This window comes from Fischerella thermalis PCC 7521 (assembly GCF_000317225.1).
Lineage (GTDB): Bacteria > Cyanobacteriota > Cyanobacteriia > Cyanobacteriales > Nostocaceae > Fischerella > Fischerella thermalis.
This window is the reverse complement of the sequence record NZ_AJLL01000025.1, coordinates 1-19,158: the sequence shown is the minus strand read 5'-3', so window position 1 is coordinate 19,158 and position 19,158 is coordinate 1. Positions and strand designations below refer to the sequence as shown.

Here is a 19,158-nt window from a genome sequence, read left to right as displayed (position 1 = left end):
GTTTTCTCAAATTAATTATTTTGCTCATTCAAAGTCCCCCTCACATCAATCCCCAAAGTCCGATTCACATTCTCTAAAAACTGCAACACAATCTCTGGATAAACATTCACCAAACTAGCCAAAGACTTACCATCACCGTTGTCAATCACATTCACTTTATCGATTTGAATTCGCTGGGGAATTTGCACTGCTTCTTGTAATACCATTTCAATTTGTTGAATTAAGAACAATTTGCCAGCTTCTGTTCCTGTTTGCTGCCAAACTTGGGAAAGAATATCGTTGACTAAGGCTGCTGCTTTCGCATTTTCTTCCAAAGCGGCGGCTTCACCTCTGGCTTGGAGTTCTTGGGCTTGAGATTGAGCCAGAGCTGGTAAAACTGTATCTGCTTCTAAACGCAGACGTTCTAATTCTGCCCGTAATGCTTGCAGTGCTTGTTCGGCTTTAGCTTTCTTTTCTTGGGCTGCGGCTTTAGTGATTTCTTCTTCGGAACGGGCTGTTTGTTCTAATTTGGCTTTGATTTTACGCAGTTCGTTTTCTTTTTCCAAAACAATGATTCTGTCTTGGGTTTTAGCAACTTGGGCTTGTTCTTCACATTGGGCTTCCACTTGTTCTGCTTGAGCGATCGCATCTGATTCGGCAATTTCTGCATCCCTCAAAATCAAGGCTATTTGCTTGCGTCCCAAGGATTTGAGATAATCTACATCATCAGAAACACTTTGAATTTTTAAAGTATCGAGTTGTAATCCCAGTTTTGCTAAATCACGACTGACATCAGAAGCGATGCGTTCGGCAAAACTCAGTCTATCTTCGTTGAGTTCTTCTGGTGTGAGGGTAGCCACAACACCCCGCAAATATCCTTCTAGAGTTTCGCGAGAAACACGTGCTAATTCTGAGCGATCGCGATCTAAAAAACGTTCGATCGCATTACCTACTACCGCCGGATCAGTGGAAATTTTCACATTGGCGATCGCTTGAATATTTAAAGGTGTCCCCCCTTTAGCATAGGCGTTCCGTACCTCTACGCGCACTGGCATTGTCGTCACATCCATCCGCTTGACAGTTTCCACAATCGGAATTCGGATCGCACGTCCACCTACCAATACTCGATAACCTACTTGTTGTCCATCTTTATTTCGCCACTTGCGCCCCGAAAGAATCAAAACTTCATTAGGCTTGCAAATACACAAAAACGACTTCAAAAACCAGACAATAGCAATAGCACCAAAAATAGAAGCAGCAATGGGAAGACTAGTAAATATTAGTCCTTCTATCCCATTATCTTTATTTGTTGTGACAGGCCGATCAGCTGGAATTTGTCCGACTTGTACAGTTGTGATAGTTTTCATTGTTAGTTGTTAGTTGGTAGTTAACCGATTCACAATCTTGGAAGTTCTGGGTTTGAACTATAAACTTCTAATCTTGAACCCGAAATCTCCCCACACTCCCCACCCTCACACCCCCACCACCCACACCTTATTACCCTTCATCCTCACAACAACAACGCGATCGCCTTGGTGAAATTGTTGAGTTTCATCGGTGAGGGCGACAAAATCTACTAAGGAACCTTTGAGATTAACGCGGATTTTTCCCGGGCTGCTGCGGTTGAGAGGAATTTCCACGGTTCCGTAACAACCGACAATATTATCCGTGCGTACAAGGCTATCGACTGCGAGGCGTCGCCGTTGCAAAAAAATCAATACAACTATAAACGCACCAGCCAAAATCCCCAAGGCGACTGCAATACCAGTAATTATCAAGATGGAATTTTTCATACAACTATTTCAAATTAACCACCACAGCCGCCACAACCACCACCACAGCCACCACCGCAACCACCGCCACCACCACAACCACCACCAACACCACTGGTAACATCACCACTACTAGTAGTTGGTGGTACGAGGGCTTGTTTTAAATCTGCTAAAGAACCTACCAAGACTGCACTACCAAACAAAGCTACACCGAATGCAATGTCAGATGAGGTAGGGGAGTAAGATGAGCGATAGTAATTGACGGTGCGATCGCCAAATCGAGTGCGGTGTGGTTTTGGCAATAGCAAGAACGCCAAAATCGCCGTCACAATGCACATTCCAATTAAAAAACCTACAGGTTTCCCTCGGGAAAGTCCCACAAAGATTTTGCTGATTCCCAATAGCAGTACTGCTAAGACGGGTATTGCAGTCGCAAATTGAATTATCTTCGCTTGGCGATCGCTAACTAGCAAACCTTGGTTTTCCAAGTTTCGCCTAATTGAATTTGTTGCAGATATGGCTCTTTTGCGAATAGTTTCAATAGGAGCATAATTCGTACCACTGACGCTTTCCTCAGTAATTGCTTCTGCGATTGATTTTTCTAAAGGATGACTATTAGCAGATAGAGTATTTTCCAACTGCAAAGTCCGCTTTGTCGCCGAAACTGTGAGATACTTGTCTTGAACAAGTTTAGCGATCGCAGCATCTACTGCCCGGTATGCACCACCAGTCAAATATGCTAATTCATAACCATTGAGAGAGCCACATTCACTACCTGAACTATTAGCAGATATACTTAAAAACCAACGCAAACTTCTAGCTATGACAAAAGTAAAAACTACCGTCAAAAAGTAAAACCAGAGGAAATCAGGGCCGCTTAAATTCAGGGGATTGGCAATAGAAGCTGCTAAGGCTGGCTGGTTGTTTGCTACTATTAATCCCAAAGAAAATAGGTGTAGCCAAATTAACGATAAATTTCCTGTAGGGCGCAGTGACAAACGAGTTATACTTATCTTTGGCAACTTCACTAAATTTTTCGGTAAAACCCAATTTTCCTGAGTATTCACCCGCACAAAATGCGTATCAATACTAAAACGAATATGTGGTAATGGCCAAATATCTAGTGGTGGAGTTTGCCTAAAAAAACGCTCGTAACTTACCAAAGTTTTGATATACAAATCTTGGAATTTACGAAGTTCAACACTACCACCCCGAGTTGGGTTGTGATGCAGCGGTGTTTGTAACACTTTTGCACAAAATTCGTCCCAATAAGAATGTGTATAAGTTAAGTGCAGATGCCAAACTTGATCAACTTGTTCTGATGGAACCACCGTATGTCCAGCAACTACCGCTAAAAAAGCAAACTTTTTATACTCCTCAATTGCCCGTTTTGTATATTCAGCACTCCAACCATTTTCCTTAGCTAGTTTCTTGCTGAACGGATAAATAGCATCATTTTCGTCTAAGGAAAACTCTTGAATCCGTGTATATAATTTTGCTTGTTCAATGTTCATCGTTTCCTGTCACCCACTATTCACAGAACTCTCCTACTGGTTAGCCTTGCTTCTATAGGTTCTTCAGTTTGAACAGGAAAAATTTATTGTTGTGTTTACATAAATTTACAATAAAAAGACTTTGCGTACCTCTGCGCTGACTCTGCGCCCCTCTGCGTTTAAAAACGCTAGCTTTTATCAACGAACAACCTTGATTTTTGCATAACTAAGAAGAGCTAGCTAAAATATATGCTTTTTTCTATAAATTTATTTAACTTTTGAAGCTGAAAGCTTTATTACAGGTCTGTTTGCTTCGAGATAGAAGGATATTAGAAGAACGGTGTCGTTTAGTTGGACTATCGCCCACATCGCCCTATCACCATAAATGCGATCGCTTTTGAGTCTTTTAACTAAAAATTTTATGATAGCGTATATGCTACCATGTTTACATGGCGATTAAAATCGTAATTGATACCAGCGTTTTTATTAGTGCGCTGATTAGCTCTCAAGGTTCCAGCCGAGAACTCATTCGACGCTGCTTGAAAAGAGAATATCAGCCTTTGATGGGAAATACTTTATTTTCTGAGTATGAATCAGTCATTCAGCGCTCAGAAATTCTCGCCAAATGCCCATTAACGAGTGAAGAAATTTCGGCTTTACTAGCATCATTTATGAGCGTCAGTCAATGGGTCTATATCTACTATCTATGGCGACCGAATTTAAAAGACGAAGCTGACAATCACTTAATTGAATTAGCAGTGGCGGGGAATGCTCAAATTATTGCCACTCACAATGTCAAAGATTTCCAAAATGCTGAATTGTTATTTCCTAACTTATCAATATTAAAACCCGAAGAAATTATTAGGAGTTAAACAAAAATGGCAACTTTAACTATTCGTTTACCAGACGATAAGCATAACAGATTGAAAGAACTTGCTCAAGCCAAAGGTATAAGTGTCAATAAGCTGATTGAAGAACTTTCTACCATAGCTTTAGCAGAATTTGATGCCTATACAAGATTTAAAGCAATGGCTGCGACTGGCGACCCAAAAGAAGGCTTAAGAATACTAACTAAACTTGATGCTCTGACAGAATAGAGCTTTTAGGGCGATGACAGAAATACTAACCAGGATAATCGCCCACATCACCCCATCATCAAAAGTGCGATCGCTTGGGAAAATAAATAGGCTAACGTGATGTAGACAGTTTTGATTAGTTGTGAAAGTTCGTAGTCAGGACTTTAGCCCTTTAAATTCAGCGAGAAATAGCTCACTACAAACCTCTCATAAGTTAATGACACAGGTCATTCCTTACTGTGACTCTTGTCAGAGAAGATGTATTTCTTCTAAAAGCTGTTGTTTCTGGTAGTTAAGGAACAAGTCACACCAAAATTAAAACCAACCACAATCAGTTGTGGTATATGGTCTATATACGTTCGGAACAATATTTTTCTGACCAGCAAATTTCCTTCCGTAATAACCATCATCAAAACCACGTGCAAATTCACCGCCCGCTGTGCGTGGCTTGTACTCTTTCCCCTTTTTAGCATTCTCACGTCCTTGGCGATACCCATCAGCGTAAGCTTGGGGATGATAGGCTGGATCTTCATCAACAAGCCAATGGGTTATCGGATAACAATAGTTCAATGGATAAAAAGGATAGGTGTCATAATACCGATAGCGTCGATGAGCTTGAGCTGGTTGATCATTGAGGAGAAAACTAGTAGCGCTCATTAAAGCTACTAGACTTGTCATAATTATCTTTTTCATCATATTAGTCTCCAGAGTTATAAAACTCCTGGTACTTTTAAGATATCGACAAGAAGATTTAATTGCCATCACCTGTTAGGATGAGCCAAACAATTTTTGATTTAGAAATAGTCAATTTACCTAACTGTTTCCACACAGCTTCTTGTTACTCATCTAAAGTCTGGAAACATTCCGTTCTTAGTACTAATTCCACAACTCAGCAATATTTATTTTCGATGACGCGAATGATGAATTCTTACTTATCCAAAACTCAGAAATGTAAAAAGCGATGACAAATTATGCTCGTAAAATGTCAATTAGCAGCAAAATTTTCATGAATCAATATAAAAATGGGGCGGGAGTATCCGTCCTTAATGCTTAAAAGAGAAATTTTTCATATAAACCCACGCCATACTGCAAATGCAGTTGGCGTTGGGAATATATCACGCTTTTCGTGAGTAGTACTCAACCACAAGCAACTCGTTGATACTTAGTGCCACCCATTCACGTTCAATGACACTGTTGACTTTACCTTCCATCTTGTTTTTGTCAAATTCAAGATGACTGGGAAGGTTAGCTAGACCGGGATATTGTAAGTTAGTTTCCACTAGTTTCCGGGATGCTTCTCTATTTCTCACAGCAATAACTTCCCCCGGACGACACTGGTAACTGGGAATATTCACAACGCGACCGTTGACTGTGATATGGCCGTGGTTTACCAATTGGCGTGCTGCTGGAATAGTGGGAGCCATACCCAAGCGGAAAACCGTATTATCCAAGCGCATTTCTAGCAATTGCAGTAGCACTTGTCCGGTAGAACCAGTTACACGTCTGGCTTTCCGTACGTACCGCAACAGCTGCTTTTCTGTCAAACCGTAGTTAAAACGGAGTTTTTGTTTTTCTTCAAGACGGATAGCGTATTCAGAGCGCTTCTTACGGTTCTGACCGTGTTGACCAGGAGGATAAGAGCGTCTGGCGCTTTTACGAGTTAGTCCTGGCAATTCACCCAGGCGACGTGTAATTCTTAGTCGTGGTCCTCTGTATCGGGACATGAGCTTCCTAATCTAATCCTAATTTCAACTGTTACCCAGACATATCATTTTGACATTCCCTACCCAAAAGTGCTAGAGATTCTTGGTTTACAGAAGCTAAATTTTCACAGTTACTCAGTTATCACTTAGCAGTTATCAGTATATTGATCACTGTTTGCTGAATTTAAATGAAGTTGCTTCTGTTTCCAAGCTTTCACTCTGATTGCTTCAGAGTCAGTTCCGGCGTGTCTCGCCGTACTGTACTTGTTATTTCAAGCTTTTAGTTGCGATCGCGCGCCTTACCGTTAGTCACTGCTTGAGTTTCAAGCCTCTACGGTAGCGCTAAATGCCAGCAGCCAAGACATTTTCGCTAACTCCACAAGATATTATACAAGCAATTAGGCGTGATTGGTGATCGGAGATCAGGGATTCATTATTTCTCCCTAGTCCTCCTTATCTTCCTTGTCCCTCTTACCAACTTTTAATTTTTAATTGATAAGGCTTCCTGCCAAAATGAATGAGAACAAACTTTGAAGATGAGATAGCATAACTTTGCGTGATTGGAGTGGAACGGAAATGTCTTTCAAGAAAAACAGTAACTATTTATACAAAAACATGCTCAAAGCTAAACAAAAATTGAGTACTGGAATCGCCGCACCAGCATTGGTTGTGATGGGATGGTTAGGAATAAGTTTTTTACCTGGTACAAGTGCGATCGCTGTTAGCACAGGTGATTACAGGGCGTGTGCCTCTCGACTCCTCAAGGCAGGCATCACTGCGGACGCAGCAGCAAGCGCTTGTGCAAGGGCATTGCGTCCCAGAGATTTGTCCTCTTGTGTAGCTGAAATTGAAGATGAGACTGAAATAGCTGCGGTAGATGCACTATCTACCTGCATACGGGCGTGGCGCCCTGAAGATGTAGGCGCGTGTGTAGTTGGCATCAGTAAAAATACTGAAACTGGGAACCAAGTTCTCGATAAACAGTTATTGAACAGAACAATTTTAAGCAATTGCGGTTTGAGTTTATTACCAAGGCGCTATGCTCAATGCGTTGTGGGTTTGCGATTGCAAATTGAAAATTTAGCGCCTACTCAAGCTATAAATACCTGTATTGATGCCAGCAATTATGTTAGTGGCTATTCACCTACTTTTATACCTGCTAACAGAACAGATAACACAATTTTTCAGCCTTCTTTTCAAACTCAACCAATTCCTAACAACCAAAACCGCCAATGAAGGAAGATGGGAAAATAGTAAAAGAAACCCCATATAAACAATAGGGGCTGTATACCGTGTGGGGTAAAAGGTAAAGGTTAAATGGAAAGCACTCATAAAAATTCTTTTCCCCCTTTCCAATATAAGGTGGGATTAAAATCTTCATCTAAAGATTTTTGGGATCTTGACCATTGACTTTGTGTAGCGATTTAATACGTTTTACCTGTTGAAGATCATATCCTCAGTGTATTAGCGTATTAGCGATTTTCGGAATTCGAGTATATTCAAGGACAAAGTTATTCACCAATCCCTAACCCCAATCCCCCCAATTTGTTGCAACTCTTAATGTTTTATCCCTCTCCTGTCACGCCATGCCTTGATAGACTGATTTTTAATACACAAAATGCATTATTCTGTCTGTTGCACCGCCTGAAAGCAAAAACCTTGGCTTTCTAGGGCATTGAACAATAAAAAACACAAGAGTAATCACAACATGGTAGATTCCCTAAAAAAACCAGGTTTTGAAGAATTGCGTCCAGGAATTAAAGTCCCGGCAAAAGAAACCCTGTTAACACCACGGTTTTACACCACAGACTTTGATGCGATGGCGCAGATGGATATCTCCGTCAACGAAGATGAGTTAAGAGCCATCCTAGAAGAGTTCCGCGCTGACTACAACCGCCATCACTTTGTTCGGGATGAGGAGTTTGAACAATCCTGGGATCACATTGACGGGGATACTCGCCGCTTATTTGTTGAATTTTTAGAGCGTTCTTGTACAGCAGAATTTTCTGGCTTTTTGCTGTACAAAGAACTTAGCCGTCGCCTCAAGGACAAAAACCCTGTCTTGGCAGAGTGTTTCGCCCTGATGTCGCGGGATGAAGCACGTCATGCTGGTTTTTTGAATAAAGCATTGGCAGATTTTAATCTGTCTCTGGATTTAGGATTTTTGACTAAGAGCAAAAATTACACCTACTTCCAGCCGAAGTTTATCTTCTACGCGACTTATCTTTCTGAAAAGATTGGTTATTGGCGTTATATCACTATTTATCGTCATCTGGAAGCCCATCCAGAAGACCGAATTTATCCTATTTTCCGCTGGTTTGAAAATTGGTGTCAGGATGAAAACCGTCATGGGGATTTCTTTGATGCTGTGATGAGAGCGCAGCCGCAAATATTAAATGACTGGAAGGCGCGGTTGTGGTGTCGGTTCTTCTTGTTGTCGGTGTTTGCGACGATGTATCTCAACGATATTCAGCGTAAAGACTTCTATGCTGCTATTGGGTTGGATGCGCGCGAGTATGACAAGTATGTGATTAAGAAGACCAACGAAACTGCTGGACGGGTATTCCCAGTAATGCTGGATGTTAATAATCCGGAGTTTTACGATCGCTTGGAAATTTGTGTTAAGAATAATGAGAAATTGACAGCGATCGCTAATTCTAATACTCCTAAGTTTTTACAGTTCTTCCAAAAGCTACCTTATTACATTTCCAATGGTTGGCAAACTCTGCGCTTGTATTTAATGAAGCCCATTGACGCAACTGTTGCAGAGGGTACTGTGCGCTAAATTCTCTAGGTTTTGCTAAAAATTAAGTGGTTCTGCTGAAGACAGGACCACTTTTTTTATTAACCGCCATGACGCCGAGGACGCCAAGGAATGAGAGGTCAGTTGTCTATTTTTTGTGTTGGATTGGGTATGAGTTTGCTTTTGGTAGCTAACCCTGGTTTGTGTGAAACTCCTAGTAATTCTGCCCAAGATTTGGATTTGAGTCCAGAGGTGATTAAAAAGAGTCCTGTTTTGCAGCGCTGGCGACGGGAAGTACCGAATGTTTTGGAGGAAATTCAGAATGATCCCAGTTTTCGTACGAAGGTACGGCTAGGCTATTCTGGGGAACAGGGAGGGGGAATAATTTTTGGTGTAGAAGATGTATTTATCGGTCGGAGTGGTTTGACGGTGGGTGCTGAGTATGAATCAGCATTCAATGGTAAGTATGAGTCTTATGGTGGTAATTTATATTATTATCTACGTCCTTTAGGTAGCTATGTTAACTTTGCACCGTTGCTAGGTTATCAGAATTTACGAACTAATGATTATTCTACAGATGGGGTAAATGTAGGTATCAAGTTGCTATTGGTATTATCTCGTGGTGGTGCGGCAGATATTTCTGTAACTCAAAGTTGGGTGTCTGCTGGTAGTGAAGAAGAAGTGGGTTTAACAGCGGCTGCAATTGGTTATGCTATAACTCGCAATCTACGCCTATCTACTGGTTTTAAGCAACAAACTTCACGGCAATATCAAGATAGTAGTGTAGGAGTGGTTTTACAGTGGATGCCATAATGTTAAGGATCAAAGGTTAGTGGTTAGTTGTTGGTAGTTGGTTGTTCACTACTCCCCACCTCATACTATTTACCGTAACTTTCTAAATCTTTAACTGGCGGTCCGTGCAAAACTTTGCCATAACAGTAAATATTAAAAGACCACTGATTAAGAAAAAAGGTAGCTTGTTCATTTGTTTAGTTTTTAATAGTAATACAAGACATGAAAAACAAAATATTTGAGTGAAAAGAGTAACTTTCAAAGGTAGGAAATAGAAAATAATAGAAAGAACTTTATTCTCAATTCTTAATTACTAGTTGTTCTCCCCAATTTCCTATTTCCTTAGTTCCTTTTATTTAAATGTTTCGTCCCGACGGTCAATAATAATGACCTTAGGTTCCTCCACTCCTAATTCCGGTGAATAACTAGTTTGACTAGTATCGGTAACTGATGCTGCGTGATGCGTACAGTTCATATCGGTAGCATCAAAGATGTCAAAGTCTGCAATTCCTCGACGCTTCAAAATTGCTTCTGCACGATGGATTTGCTCATCAGTGCCATCTATCATTACCAAATAGTCACCTCTGTTGAAGCGATCGCCCGTATAGCGATCGCCACTATCCTTAGCGATTAGAGATACTTGGTTCATGGGAAATCCAGAGTCTCTCAGTTCCATGAGCGCTGCTTCTGCATCTCGGCGATGAGCAAATACGCCAATGACTAAGTAATGTCCTTGCCCTACTCGTTCATTCAACTCAATGATAAAAATATCTCGCACTATTTAACACAAAATTATTTATTGTATGTAAAGTATGATTTCTCTAATTCATAACTCAATCATAAAACTATCTCGTAGGTGAAAATCGGCCTCTTTCCCCTGATGAGTCAACGCCCAATAACTCACTTCACCATCTCTGTGTTTAATTACAGTGGTAATTGCAACTTCAAGGCCTTGCTCTTCTAAGACGATACCACTCAAATCCATATTTAAAGCAAGCACAAAAGTATCTGATTGATTCTGAACAATAAACGGCAGGGTTGTAAAAGCTGTTTCCTCTTGCATACCTTGACGATACCCATTAAAACGATAAATATTCCAGTGTCCAGCCGGGGAAAGGTTGAATTCCCAATACTGTTGTGAGTTTTTGATACCCAAAAAGAACTCAAAGCAGGTGTCTTCCCAAAGTTCATGCTTGCGTTGAGGTGTATTTGATAGTGGGGCGATCGCAATTTCTTCTAAGTCACCAGAAAGTGTGTAGCACAGACTCAGTTGATTACCATATCGCCTAATATTGCCTGTGATTTGTAAATTAGGCAGCGACTTGTCAGTGGGGAAAGGTTGCAGGGAAAATTTTTGCTTATTCATTTCACGTCTCGAATAATTTTGCGAATGTTTGCTTCCTGAGATTCAATACTCTCGGTTAACTTAAACTGGACAAGCGCCCTCGCCAAGTTGTGTTCTGGGTACTTGACTTTGAAATAAACATTTCCAGCTAGATAATCAGCAAAGAATCGCAGTCCTAATTCAAAGGCAATCAGACGGATGGCGTCGTACATATATGTATAGTCATTTTCGGTTAGAAATGCTTGGGCAACAGAAAGATAACCCTGTAAAATTGTCTGGCATATATCAGTATCAAAATAAACGCTCTCCCATTCTTCTGTCTCTTCTCCAGCAGGATTACAGCCCGATCGCAAACAATCGCCAATGTCGTAATGTACCAAACCAGGCTTAACAGTATCGAGGTCTATGACACTCACAGCTTGATTAGTACTAGTGTCAAACATGACATTATTGATTTTGGGGTCGCCGTGCATCAGACGCAAAGGCAGTTTACCTGTAGCTTTGGCATTTTCCAAAACATGGGCAAAATTTTGGCGATCGCTCACAAACTGTAAGCAATAATTGACTTCCGGGGATTGACACGGGCTAGTTTTTGCTAAAACTTCGTTGTAGTGTTGGAGGTAGAGCGGCGTAATATGGAAACCTTCGAGGGTGTCGGCGAGTCTTTCTGGAGGCAAATCGCTGATCAAATTGTGGAACATCCCCAAAGCATAGCCGATTTCTTTGGCTTGTTCCGTATTTTGCATCGTGTCAAAAGATTGCGAGTCTGCAATAAAACTAATTGCCCGCCAGAACGAGCCTTTAGTATCTCTGCAATAGTCTTGACCATCCTTTGTCAATAGTACACGCGGCACTTCCCAGCGACGGTTTAAGGGGCTATGCTGTAACCTCATGCGAACATGTTCAGTGAAAGTACACATGTTCTGCATAATCAACTGTGGCTGACGGAATACCTTCGTATTGATGCGTTGCAGGACAAAATGCTTTTCCTCTGGAGAATCTAGTGTAACCAGAAAAGTGTCATTTATATTACCACTTCCAAATGACTGAACAGTCGTAACCTTTCTCTGAAGAGTAAATTGATCAGCAATATTAACAAGATTGTCTGTGTTCTGTGTTTTGAGATACTCGCTCATATTCTTGTACAACTCCCCACATAATTGCACAAAGGCAATAGGGGATATATTAGCGTAAGTGTCACACCAGGTTTGTATAAATCTGTTGCAAGTCCGACGCTCCCATAACAAACTCTTTATCTGTCTAAATAGTTACTCAACAACATCACCCATTGGAAAAATCCGACTCAAATCCAATAACATATCTTCAAACCCAGGAATAGGAACAGATTCATTCGCCAGAGAAATTTGTTTGCTCAGATAATTATACTTACCTTGAATATTTTGATAAGGCTCTTTGTAACGCTCTAATTGACGAGTATTTAAATCCACAATCCAATAATTAGAAATTCCGGCTTCGGCGTATAGTTCTAACTTATTTGTTTGGTCATATATCAGTGTAGAATCTGAAATTTCGACAACCAAAAAAATATCTTCGGGGTAAGGATGATGAGCCAGATAATCCTCATCTTTTCCACGTGCAATCACGACATCTGGTTCTGGTTCACTTTGATTTGGTAGTGTAATCGGATCTTGTCAACGAATGACAGCGCGATCGCCTAAAATTCGATCTAGTTGACGGCACAAAATAGAATTACAAACTCTGTGTGGTCTTCCCTTTGCAGTAATTTGGATCAATTCTCCGCGAATTAACTCAATGTGATCGTCCTCCCTCAGAAATCCAAGTTCAATCAACCGATGATATTCGTCAATTGTGAATCGCTTCGATGTAACAACATTCATAAAAACACCCATCAGATAAATCTGTTTTTACTCTAGCTTCCCAACATAGGCTAAACAGAACACAAAACCCAGTAACTCTAACTAACACTCTGCGTCCCTTTGCGTAAACTTCTGCTACCTGGTGCGTTTAAAGCACACTCCTGGCTAAACCGACTGCGAACTCAACGCCTCAAACTGCTGCCAACAAAGATACATAGCACGTGGCACATGAAAACATCCCTTCCACTTGCCACCTTTAAGATTCAATAGCACTTCCCCACGCCGATTGAGATAACCAAACCACTCACCGAATTCAGGATCGGCAAAGTGCGACCAAGCGTAATCATGTACTTTTTGATACCATTGCCAACATGCTTCCCGCCCTGTCAAACGATAACCCATTACCAACGCAACCAATGATTCTAAATGCACCCACCACAGCTTTTGATCCCATTCCAGTTGTTGTGGAGGATGACCGTCTGCATCCATAAAATAATACAAACCACCATATTCATCGTCCCAAGCAAAATTGAGAATATTTAACACCACATCAACAGCTTGATTAATAGTTTTAGTATCATTTTGGCGACGGGCAATGTCCATAATAAACCACATCGCTTCAATACCATGACCGGGATTAATTAACCGTCCCTCAAAACAATCAATATGTGATCCATCGGGAGCAACACTTTCGTACATTAGTCCCTTTTCTTGATCTAAAAAATCAGTCATTACTTCCCGAACAGTTGCAGCTAAAACATTTTCCAGAATTTCACTAGATAGCAACCATTCCATTTCTAGAGTTAGGTTAGCCAAAATCATCGGCACAGCTAAAGATTTCATCGGGCGTGTGCCGGGATAGGTTTTGGTATATTTACCTTTGGGATTATCTTTCCGCCGCAAAACGTTATTGTAAGCTTGGATTGCCACATCTTTTGCCCAATCTTCACCGCTAGCGAGGGCATATTGACTAAATGCCATTGCCGCAAAGCAATCAGAAAAGATATTATAGGGCTGCACTAGTGGTTCACCTGCCCGAGTAAGTGCAAAGTACCAGTTACCATCAGCATCTCTACCATGTTGGGCGAGAAAATTAGCACCGTTGCGAGCAATATTTAACCAATTGTCGCGTTTTTCTAGCTGATTACAAAGCATCGAAAAAGTCCATACTTGGCGGTTTTGCAGCCAGATAAATTTGTCTGGATCGTAAACTTTGCCCTCACGATCTAGGCAGGTCAAATAACCGCCGTACTCCCAGTCCAAAGAATGTTTTTCCCAAAAAGGAAGTATATCGCCAAGGAGAGTATTTTTGTAAAGTTCTGCTAGGGCGTTCAAGTTGTAACCCATAGTATTTCTTCCCCTTGTGTACCAAAACCAACAGTGACAATTATCGCCTTCCTATGGATGGGCTACAAGTTAACGATGAAGAGAATTTGCGAAATCACGTACAACGACTGTGAAGTGTTAAATAACCAACAATCGCTAACCACTCACTAATTGCTACATTGATAAGTACTTGGGACAATTTCTCATTCCCTGTTTGCACCATCTACCACATTTGGGCGATCGCCACCAAGCCGTGATTACACTATTTAGGAAACTCCGCACCGCTTTTGCGACAAAAGATAGACTCCCTCAGGACAATAGCAGCCGCAGCTGGCTGCAAACTGTTTTGATCACCAGTGTAGGAGTTACTATTTTAGTGCTAGGAGTTCGGCATCTGAAATGGTTGCAAACTTGGGAATTAGCCGCTTACGACCAAATGATCAGGCTACGTCCTGCTGAACCACCAGATCCTCATCTGTTATTAGTTACTATCACTGAAGAAGATTTGGGGTCACAAGATTTTTCCCTACCAGATGAGATCATCAATCGGCTATTAATCAAAATCCAGTCTTATCAACCACGGGTTATTGGTTTAAGTATTGATCGTTCCAAACAAAAAAATTTAGGGGCTGGTCTGCAAAATCTAGATAATGTGATCACTTACTGCACCTTCAGCAGTATGGGCAGCCCAGAAATTCCCCCACCACCAAATTTCCCCATTGACCAAGTCGGCTTTAGTGATGTAATTTCTGACGATGAAGATGTGATTGTCCGTCGCAGTTTGTTATTTGCTGCTTCCAATGACAAAAAATGTCAAACAAAATTTTCCTTCGCTGCTTTATTAGCAATTCATTACCTAGAAAGACAAGGTATTAAATCTCATTTCACGGATATAAGCCATTTTTATATAGGTAAAAATCTATTTCCACGTTTATCAGAAGATGCAGGTGGTTATGAAAATATAGATGCAGCAGGTTATCAAATTCTACTAAATTACCGTGATCCTTCTCAGTTTGCCAAACAAGTCACTCTCACAGAAGTTTTAGAGGGCAAAGTAGATCCTAATTGGATTAAAGACCGTCTCGTCATTATTGGTACTACTGCCCGTAGTGTTCATCCAGGCTTTTATACACCATACAGTGGTTCATCTAAGTATCCGCAAAGGATAGCACCTGTTTATATTCATGCACAGGTGGCGAGTCAGATTATCAGTACAGTATTGAGCGATCGCCATCTAATTTGGTACTTACCAAACTGGGCTGAAGCTGTTTGGGTATGGGGATGGTCGATAGTGGGAGGTGTTTTAGCATGGCATTTGCGATATCCCCTACGTCTAGGTTTGGCTGGTAGTGTGTCCTTGGGTAGTTTGGTGGGTGTTTGTTATTTACTATTTTTACAGGGGGCGTGGTTGCCAGTTATACCTCCTGCTGTGACTTTGGTGTTGAGTGGTGTTAGTGTTATGGCTTACAGTACTTACCAAACTCAACAACAAACAAAAATAATTGTTTTACAAGTTGAAAAACAAAAAGAAGCCATAGAACAATTAAATACACTGTTAAAAGAAACTACACGTATTTATGACAAACACGTTCATTCTGGAGCAACAGTTGATAATACAGAAAAAGCCACTGGTGACTTTATTTTAGGTGGGCGTTATCAAATTAATAAAGTACTTGGTTCGGGTGGATTTGGTTGTACTTATTTAGCAAAAGATAACCAACGCCCTGGCAATCCTATTTGTGTTGTCAAACAACTAATGCCAGCCCGACGAGATACAAGATTTATGCAAGTTGCCAGAAGATTATTTGATGCAGAAGCAGAAATTTTAGAAGTTTTAGGTAAGCATAATCAAATTCCAGAATTGTTAGCATATTTTGAAGAGAATAACGAATTCTATTTAGTACAAGAATATATTTCGGGACATGCACTTAGTGAGGAATTACCACCACATCACAATATCAAAACTGAATCTGAAGTCATCGAAATGCTCAAAGGGATATTAGAAGTATTAGCATTTGTTCATGAACATCGTGTAATTCACCGCGATATCAAACCAAGTAATATTATTAGATGCGATACAGATAATCGCTTGGTGCTAATTGATTTTGGTGCAGTGAAGATGATGCAACCACAATCTAGTGAACAAACGGAATTAGCCACAGTAGCCATTGGCACACGTGGTTACGCACCACCAGAACAATTTGCTGGTCATCCTCGGTTATCCAGTGATATTTATGCTTTGGGAATGATTGCCATTCAAGCAATTACCGGGATACCACCGCACGAACTTCATCCTCATCCAGAAACTGGTACTGTCGAATGGCGTCATGGAGTAAAAGTAAGCGAGAAATTAGCAGAAATTTTGGATAAAATGGTGCATTATCACTTTAGCGATCGCTATCAATCTGCTGCTGAAGTTTTACAAGATTTGCAAAAAATTGAATAAGTTGGTTGGTGGTTGATTGTTGGTGGTTGATTTTTGGTTGTTGGTTGTTGTAGAGACGTGCCATTGCACCTCTGTACATTGGTTAGTGGTTGATTGTTAGTTATTTCCAATACCCACTCCCCACACTTACCCATCTCTCTTGTCCCCCTTTTCCTCCTTGTCCTCCTTCCCCATCACCCCACCATCCCCCACGCTAACCTCGCTGCACCCAGCATTCCCGCAGAGTTTCCTAATGCGGCTGGCAAGATTTGTAAATCCACGCGAGATGTGGGTAAGACTCGTTTTTCAATTTCTGCTTTGGCAGCTGGTAAAAAAAACTCAGCGCTAGCACTAACACCCCCACCAATAATAATCGCTTGTGGTGTCAGTACGTAAATTAAACTTGTTAAACCAATACCTAAGTCTCTACCGTATTCTTGCCAAAATTTTAAGGCGGCGGCGTCTCCAGATTGTGCCAACACGCTTAATTCTGATGGTTCTTTTCCAGTGCGGCGACGAATTGCTGTAATTGAAACATGCTGTTCTAACGAACCCTTGTTACCACTGTTACACATGGGCCCATCTGGGTTAAATGTGATTAAACCCAACTCCCCAGCAGCGCCGTAATGTCCAACAAATAATTTATTATTAATAAAAATTGCCCCACCAACGCCAGTCCCCAAAGTTAATAAAATGAAATTTTGAAACTGGCGACCTGTTCCTAACCAAGCTTCTCCTAAACCTGCACAATTGGCATCATTATCGAGAATCGTTGGTTTGCCAACTTTCGCTTCTAAAGCGTCCGCAAGGGGGACATCAACCCATCCTGGCAGGTTAATAGCGAATTTGGCAATGCGCCTAGTTGCATCCGCAGGACCAGGAGTACCAACACCAATCGCAACAGCCTCGCTCAGTGGATCTAATTGGGCGATCGCATCTACCATTGTTGCTATAACTGCTTCTGGGGTTGCTGGTTGGGGAGTTGCTACAGTTAAGGATTTTAGGCAAGTGCCATCAGATCTAAACCGTCCCAGCTTAATTGCCGTTCCCCCCAAGTCAATACCAATTACTTCTGGTGTCACTACACTTTTTTGGTTAGTGGTTAGTGGTTAGTGGTTAGTGGTTAGTGGTTAATGGTTAGTTGTCCAAACAACAATCAACGAACAACAACCAACGGCTATCTGTGCTTCTAAGTAAGTCGACGGGGATAAATATAACACGAGTTACAAAAAGTAAACATGCCTAAAACTACCAATGATCAATGACAAAGGATAAATGACGACCTCAACTAGTTAGCTTTATTTGTGCTGACTTATCTATGTTTTTGAATTATTTCAGTTGTATATGGTGTAGTTCGAGTTACATACATAACTGGAGTTGAACCCACATTTGCTTGCACCTGCCAAGATGTAACTGGCCCGCCTCGTAAAATACCAGCTAAAGCAACGGAAAGCATAAAACCGCCAGCTGTGGCAGCAACTAAAGAAAGTTTATCGTTCACACAAATCTCTCCCTAAAAACTACAACAAATATCCAGAATAGCAAATCGAATATAGTGTTCTTGGTTGATAGTTGCTTGTTGGTTGGAACAAACAACAAACAATAAACAACTAACAACCAATTACTATTTCCGGATTCCATTTTCTTTCCGCAAACGCGGATTGACAAATTCGTTTAACCCTTCACCCAGTAGTGATAACCCTACAACCATCAATGTTAAACTTAAGCCAGGGAAGAGGGTGGTCCACCAAATGCCTGTGGGTAGGGCTTCCAAAGCTTGCTTTAAGTCGCGTCCCCATTCTGGTACTTCTTCGGGTAATCCTAAACCTAAAAATCCCAAACCACCTAACACCAAAATTGCATCGGCGGCGTTGAGGGTAAATAGGACGGGTACGCTTTGAATGACGTTAAAAAAGAGATAGCGAGAAAGAACTTGCCAGGTATTAGCACCGATCGCTTGGGCTGCTTCAATATATACTTCTGTTTTCACACTTACCGTATGATTACGGACAACACGGTAATATTGAGGAATGTAGGCAATACTAATGGCGATCGCAGCATTCAATATTCCCCGTCCCACTACAAACGCCAGTGTTACCGAAAGCAATAAACCTGGTAAGGTGTAGATACTATCCATCAAAAACAGCAAAGTTTTATCTAATTTACCGCCAACATAGCCACTCACCATTCCCAAAGGTACACCCACAATCATACTTAGGACTGTTGCTAGCAGAACTACTTGCAACGCTGCTTGGATGCCAAATATTGTCCGCGAGAAGACATCATAGCCAAGACGACTAGTACCAAACCAATGCTTGGCTGACGGTGGGCTATGAATGGGGTTACTCAAAAAATCTGTGGGGTCTTGTAGCCATCCCCAAGCCTGAAATACAGGAGCAAATAACGCTAAAAATATGAATAAGATAGTAATCACTAAACCCACAACCATTAATTTTTGGGAGAGGTTAGGACTTTTAGCAAAATTTAAAAATCTTGGCAGTTGAGTTTTTACAACAGTCATAGGTTTGGGGAAGACGCACTATGATGCGTCTATATAATTCAGATTTTGAGTTATGAGTGTTGGGGTTTGAGTGTTGTTTTGTCAAGCATAAAGTGGGGTGCATTAATGAAGTGTAACGCACCTTCATTTATGTTTTATGTAATCG

18 protein-coding genes and 1 pseudogene are annotated in these 19,158 nt (G+C 41.1%); 6 read left to right on the top strand and 13 right to left on the bottom strand.

What is annotated here, in order from left to right:
• Positions 1-11: 11 nt before the first annotated feature.
• From UYK_RS0106015 to UYK_RS0106005, 3 genes are all read right to left on the bottom strand, one after another.
• Complete coding sequence (locus tag UYK_RS0106015) at positions 12-1,346, bottom strand: flotillin family protein (protein WP_009458497.1); 1,335 nt, start codon at positions 1,344-1,346, stop codon at positions 12-14.
• Between the two features lie 105 nt (positions 1,347-1,451).
• Positions 1,452-1,772: an NfeD family protein gene (locus UYK_RS0106010; RefSeq protein ID WP_009458496.1), complete on the bottom strand. Its 321-nt coding sequence runs from the start codon at positions 1,770-1,772 to the stop codon at positions 1,452-1,454.
• 14 nt (positions 1,773-1,786) lie between these two features.
• Positions 1,787-3,265 carry a TIGR04222 domain-containing membrane protein gene (locus tag UYK_RS0106005; protein ID WP_009458495.1) on the bottom strand — a complete coding sequence of 493 codons (1,479 nt, stop codon included), beginning with the start codon at positions 3,263-3,265 and terminating at the stop codon, positions 1,787-1,789.
• Positions 3,266-3,693: 428 nt separating this feature from the next.
• On the opposite strand from UYK_RS0106005, the gene UYK_RS0106000 reads away from it, so the two are divergent.
• Both UYK_RS0106000 and UYK_RS0105995 read left to right on the top strand, forming a co-directional pair.
• Positions 3,694-4,116: a putative toxin-antitoxin system toxin component, PIN family gene (locus UYK_RS0106000; RefSeq protein WP_009458494.1), complete on the top strand. Its 423-nt coding sequence runs from the start codon at positions 3,694-3,696 to the stop codon at positions 4,114-4,116.
• Positions 4,117-4,122: 6 nt separating this feature from the next.
• Entirely contained in the window at positions 4,123-4,341 is a 219-nt protein-coding gene (locus UYK_RS0105995; RefSeq protein ID WP_009458493.1) for a toxin-antitoxin system HicB family antitoxin, read from the top strand.
• 294 nt (positions 4,342-4,635) lie between these two features.
• Here UYK_RS0105995 and UYK_RS0105990 read toward each other — a convergent pair whose 3' ends face one another.
• Positions 4,636-5,013: a hypothetical protein gene (locus UYK_RS0105990; protein WP_026086376.1), complete on the bottom strand. Its 378-nt coding sequence runs from the start codon at positions 5,011-5,013 to the stop codon at positions 4,636-4,638.
• A 422-nt stretch (positions 5,014-5,435) separates the two neighbouring features.
• Positions 5,436-6,044, bottom strand: coding sequence for a 30S ribosomal protein S4 (gene rpsD, locus UYK_RS0105985; protein ID WP_016871084.1), 609 nt, complete (start codon positions 6,042-6,044; stop codon positions 5,436-5,438).
• A gap of 555 nt (positions 6,045-6,599) precedes the next feature.
• Here rpsD and UYK_RS0105980 point away from each other — a divergent pair.
• The 3 genes from UYK_RS0105980 (at position 6,600) to UYK_RS0105970 (ending at position 9,579) form a co-directional block, all read left to right on the top strand.
• A complete protein-coding gene (locus tag UYK_RS0105980) occupies positions 6,600-7,259 on the top strand; it encodes a hypothetical protein (protein ID WP_009458490.1) in 660 nt (219 codons plus the stop codon).
• Between the two features lie 472 nt (positions 7,260-7,731).
• A complete protein-coding gene (acsF, locus tag UYK_RS0105975) occupies positions 7,732-8,808 on the top strand; it encodes a magnesium-protoporphyrin IX monomethyl ester (oxidative) cyclase (RefSeq protein WP_009458489.1) in 1,077 nt (358 codons plus the stop codon).
• Between the two features lie 90 nt (positions 8,809-8,898).
• A complete protein-coding gene (locus tag UYK_RS0105970) occupies positions 8,899-9,579 on the top strand; it encodes a hypothetical protein (RefSeq protein ID WP_009458488.1) in 681 nt (226 codons plus the stop codon).
• A 331-nt stretch (positions 9,580-9,910) separates the two neighbouring features.
• Here the strand turns inward: UYK_RS0105970 and UYK_RS0105965 are convergent, their stop codons facing one another.
• The 5 genes and pseudogenes from UYK_RS0105965 to UYK_RS0105945 form a co-directional block, all read right to left on the bottom strand.
• Complete coding sequence (locus UYK_RS0105965; protein ID WP_009458487.1) at positions 9,911-10,336, bottom strand: hypothetical protein; 426 nt, start codon at positions 10,334-10,336, stop codon at positions 9,911-9,913.
• A 48-nt stretch (positions 10,337-10,384) separates the two neighbouring features.
• Positions 10,385-10,924, bottom strand: coding sequence for a DOMON-like domain-containing protein (locus UYK_RS0105960; protein ID WP_009458486.1), 540 nt, complete (start codon positions 10,922-10,924; stop codon positions 10,385-10,387).
• Entirely contained in the window at positions 10,921-12,039 is a 1,119-nt protein-coding gene (locus UYK_RS0105955; RefSeq protein WP_009458485.1) for a phosphotransferase enzyme family protein, read from the bottom strand. The genes UYK_RS0105960 and UYK_RS0105955 overlap by 4 nt, the downstream gene beginning before the upstream one ends.
• A gap of 132 nt (positions 12,040-12,171) precedes the next feature.
• A pseudogene (locus tag UYK_RS24075) lies at positions 12,172-12,762 on the bottom strand (Uma2 family endonuclease).
• A gap of 144 nt (positions 12,763-12,906) precedes the next feature.
• Positions 12,907-14,088, bottom strand: coding sequence for a n-acyl-d-glucosamine 2-epimerase (locus UYK_RS0105945; protein ID WP_009458482.1), 1,182 nt, complete (start codon positions 14,086-14,088; stop codon positions 12,907-12,909).
• Positions 14,089-14,320: 232 nt separating this feature from the next.
• On the opposite strand from UYK_RS0105945, the gene UYK_RS0105940 reads away from it, so the two are divergent.
• Entirely contained in the window at positions 14,321-16,513 is a 2,193-nt protein-coding gene (locus tag UYK_RS0105940; protein WP_026086375.1) for a CHASE2 domain-containing protein, read from the top strand.
• A 173-nt stretch (positions 16,514-16,686) separates the two neighbouring features.
• Here UYK_RS0105940 and UYK_RS0105935 read toward each other — a convergent pair whose 3' ends face one another.
• From UYK_RS0105935 to UYK_RS0105925, 3 genes are all read right to left on the bottom strand, one after another.
• Positions 16,687-17,574 carry an ROK family protein gene (locus UYK_RS0105935; protein WP_009458480.1) on the bottom strand — a complete coding sequence of 296 codons (888 nt, stop codon included), beginning with the start codon at positions 17,572-17,574 and terminating at the stop codon, positions 16,687-16,689.
• Positions 17,575-17,804: 230 nt separating this feature from the next.
• On the bottom strand, positions 17,805-17,993 hold the full coding sequence (locus UYK_RS0105930) for a hypothetical protein (RefSeq protein ID WP_009458479.1): 189 nt from the start codon (positions 17,991-17,993) through the stop codon (positions 17,805-17,807).
• Positions 17,994-18,116: 123 nt separating this feature from the next.
• Positions 18,117-19,013, bottom strand: a complete 897-nt coding sequence (locus UYK_RS0105925; protein ID WP_009458478.1) for an ABC transporter permease — start codon at positions 19,011-19,013, stop codon at positions 18,117-18,119.
• Between the last annotated feature and the right edge of the window lie 145 nt (positions 19,014-19,158).

Coding starts and splice junctions, on each gene's coding strand:
- UYK_RS0105925 (WP_009458478.1), bottom strand. CDS start 19,013: ATGACTGTTGTAAAAACTCAACTGCCAAGATTTTTAAATTTTGCTAAA.
- acsF (WP_009458489.1), top strand. CDS start 7,732: ATGGTAGATTCCCTAAAAAAACCAGGTTTTGAAGAATTGCGTCCAGGA.
- UYK_RS0105980 (WP_009458490.1), top strand. CDS start 6,600: ATGTCTTTCAAGAAAAACAGTAACTATTTATACAAAAACATGCTCAAA.
- UYK_RS0105970 (WP_009458488.1), top strand. CDS start 8,899: ATGAGAGGTCAGTTGTCTATTTTTTGTGTTGGATTGGGTATGAGTTTG.
- UYK_RS0106010 (WP_009458496.1), bottom strand. CDS start 1,772: ATGAAAAATTCCATCTTGATAATTACTGGTATTGCAGTCGCCTTGGGG.
- UYK_RS0106005 (WP_009458495.1), bottom strand. CDS start 3,265: ATGAACATTGAACAAGCAAAATTATATACACGGATTCAAGAGTTTTCC.
- UYK_RS0105990 (WP_026086376.1), bottom strand. CDS start 5,013: ATGAAAAAGATAATTATGACAAGTCTAGTAGCTTTAATGAGCGCTACT.
- UYK_RS0106000 (WP_009458494.1), top strand. CDS start 3,694: ATGGCGATTAAAATCGTAATTGATACCAGCGTTTTTATTAGTGCGCTG.
- UYK_RS0106015 (WP_009458497.1), bottom strand. CDS start 1,346: ATGAAAACTATCACAACTGTACAAGTCGGACAAATTCCAGCTGATCGG.
- rpsD (WP_016871084.1), bottom strand. CDS start 6,044: ATGTCCCGATACAGAGGACCACGACTAAGAATTACACGTCGCCTGGGT.
- UYK_RS0105960 (WP_009458486.1), bottom strand. CDS start 10,924: ATGAATAAGCAAAAATTTTCCCTGCAACCTTTCCCCACTGACAAGTCG.
- UYK_RS0105945 (WP_009458482.1), bottom strand. CDS start 14,088: ATGGGTTACAACTTGAACGCCCTAGCAGAACTTTACAAAAATACTCTC.
- UYK_RS0105995 (WP_009458493.1), top strand. CDS start 4,123: ATGGCAACTTTAACTATTCGTTTACCAGACGATAAGCATAACAGATTG.
- UYK_RS0105955 (WP_009458485.1), bottom strand. CDS start 12,039: ATGAGCGAGTATCTCAAAACACAGAACACAGACAATCTTGTTAATATT.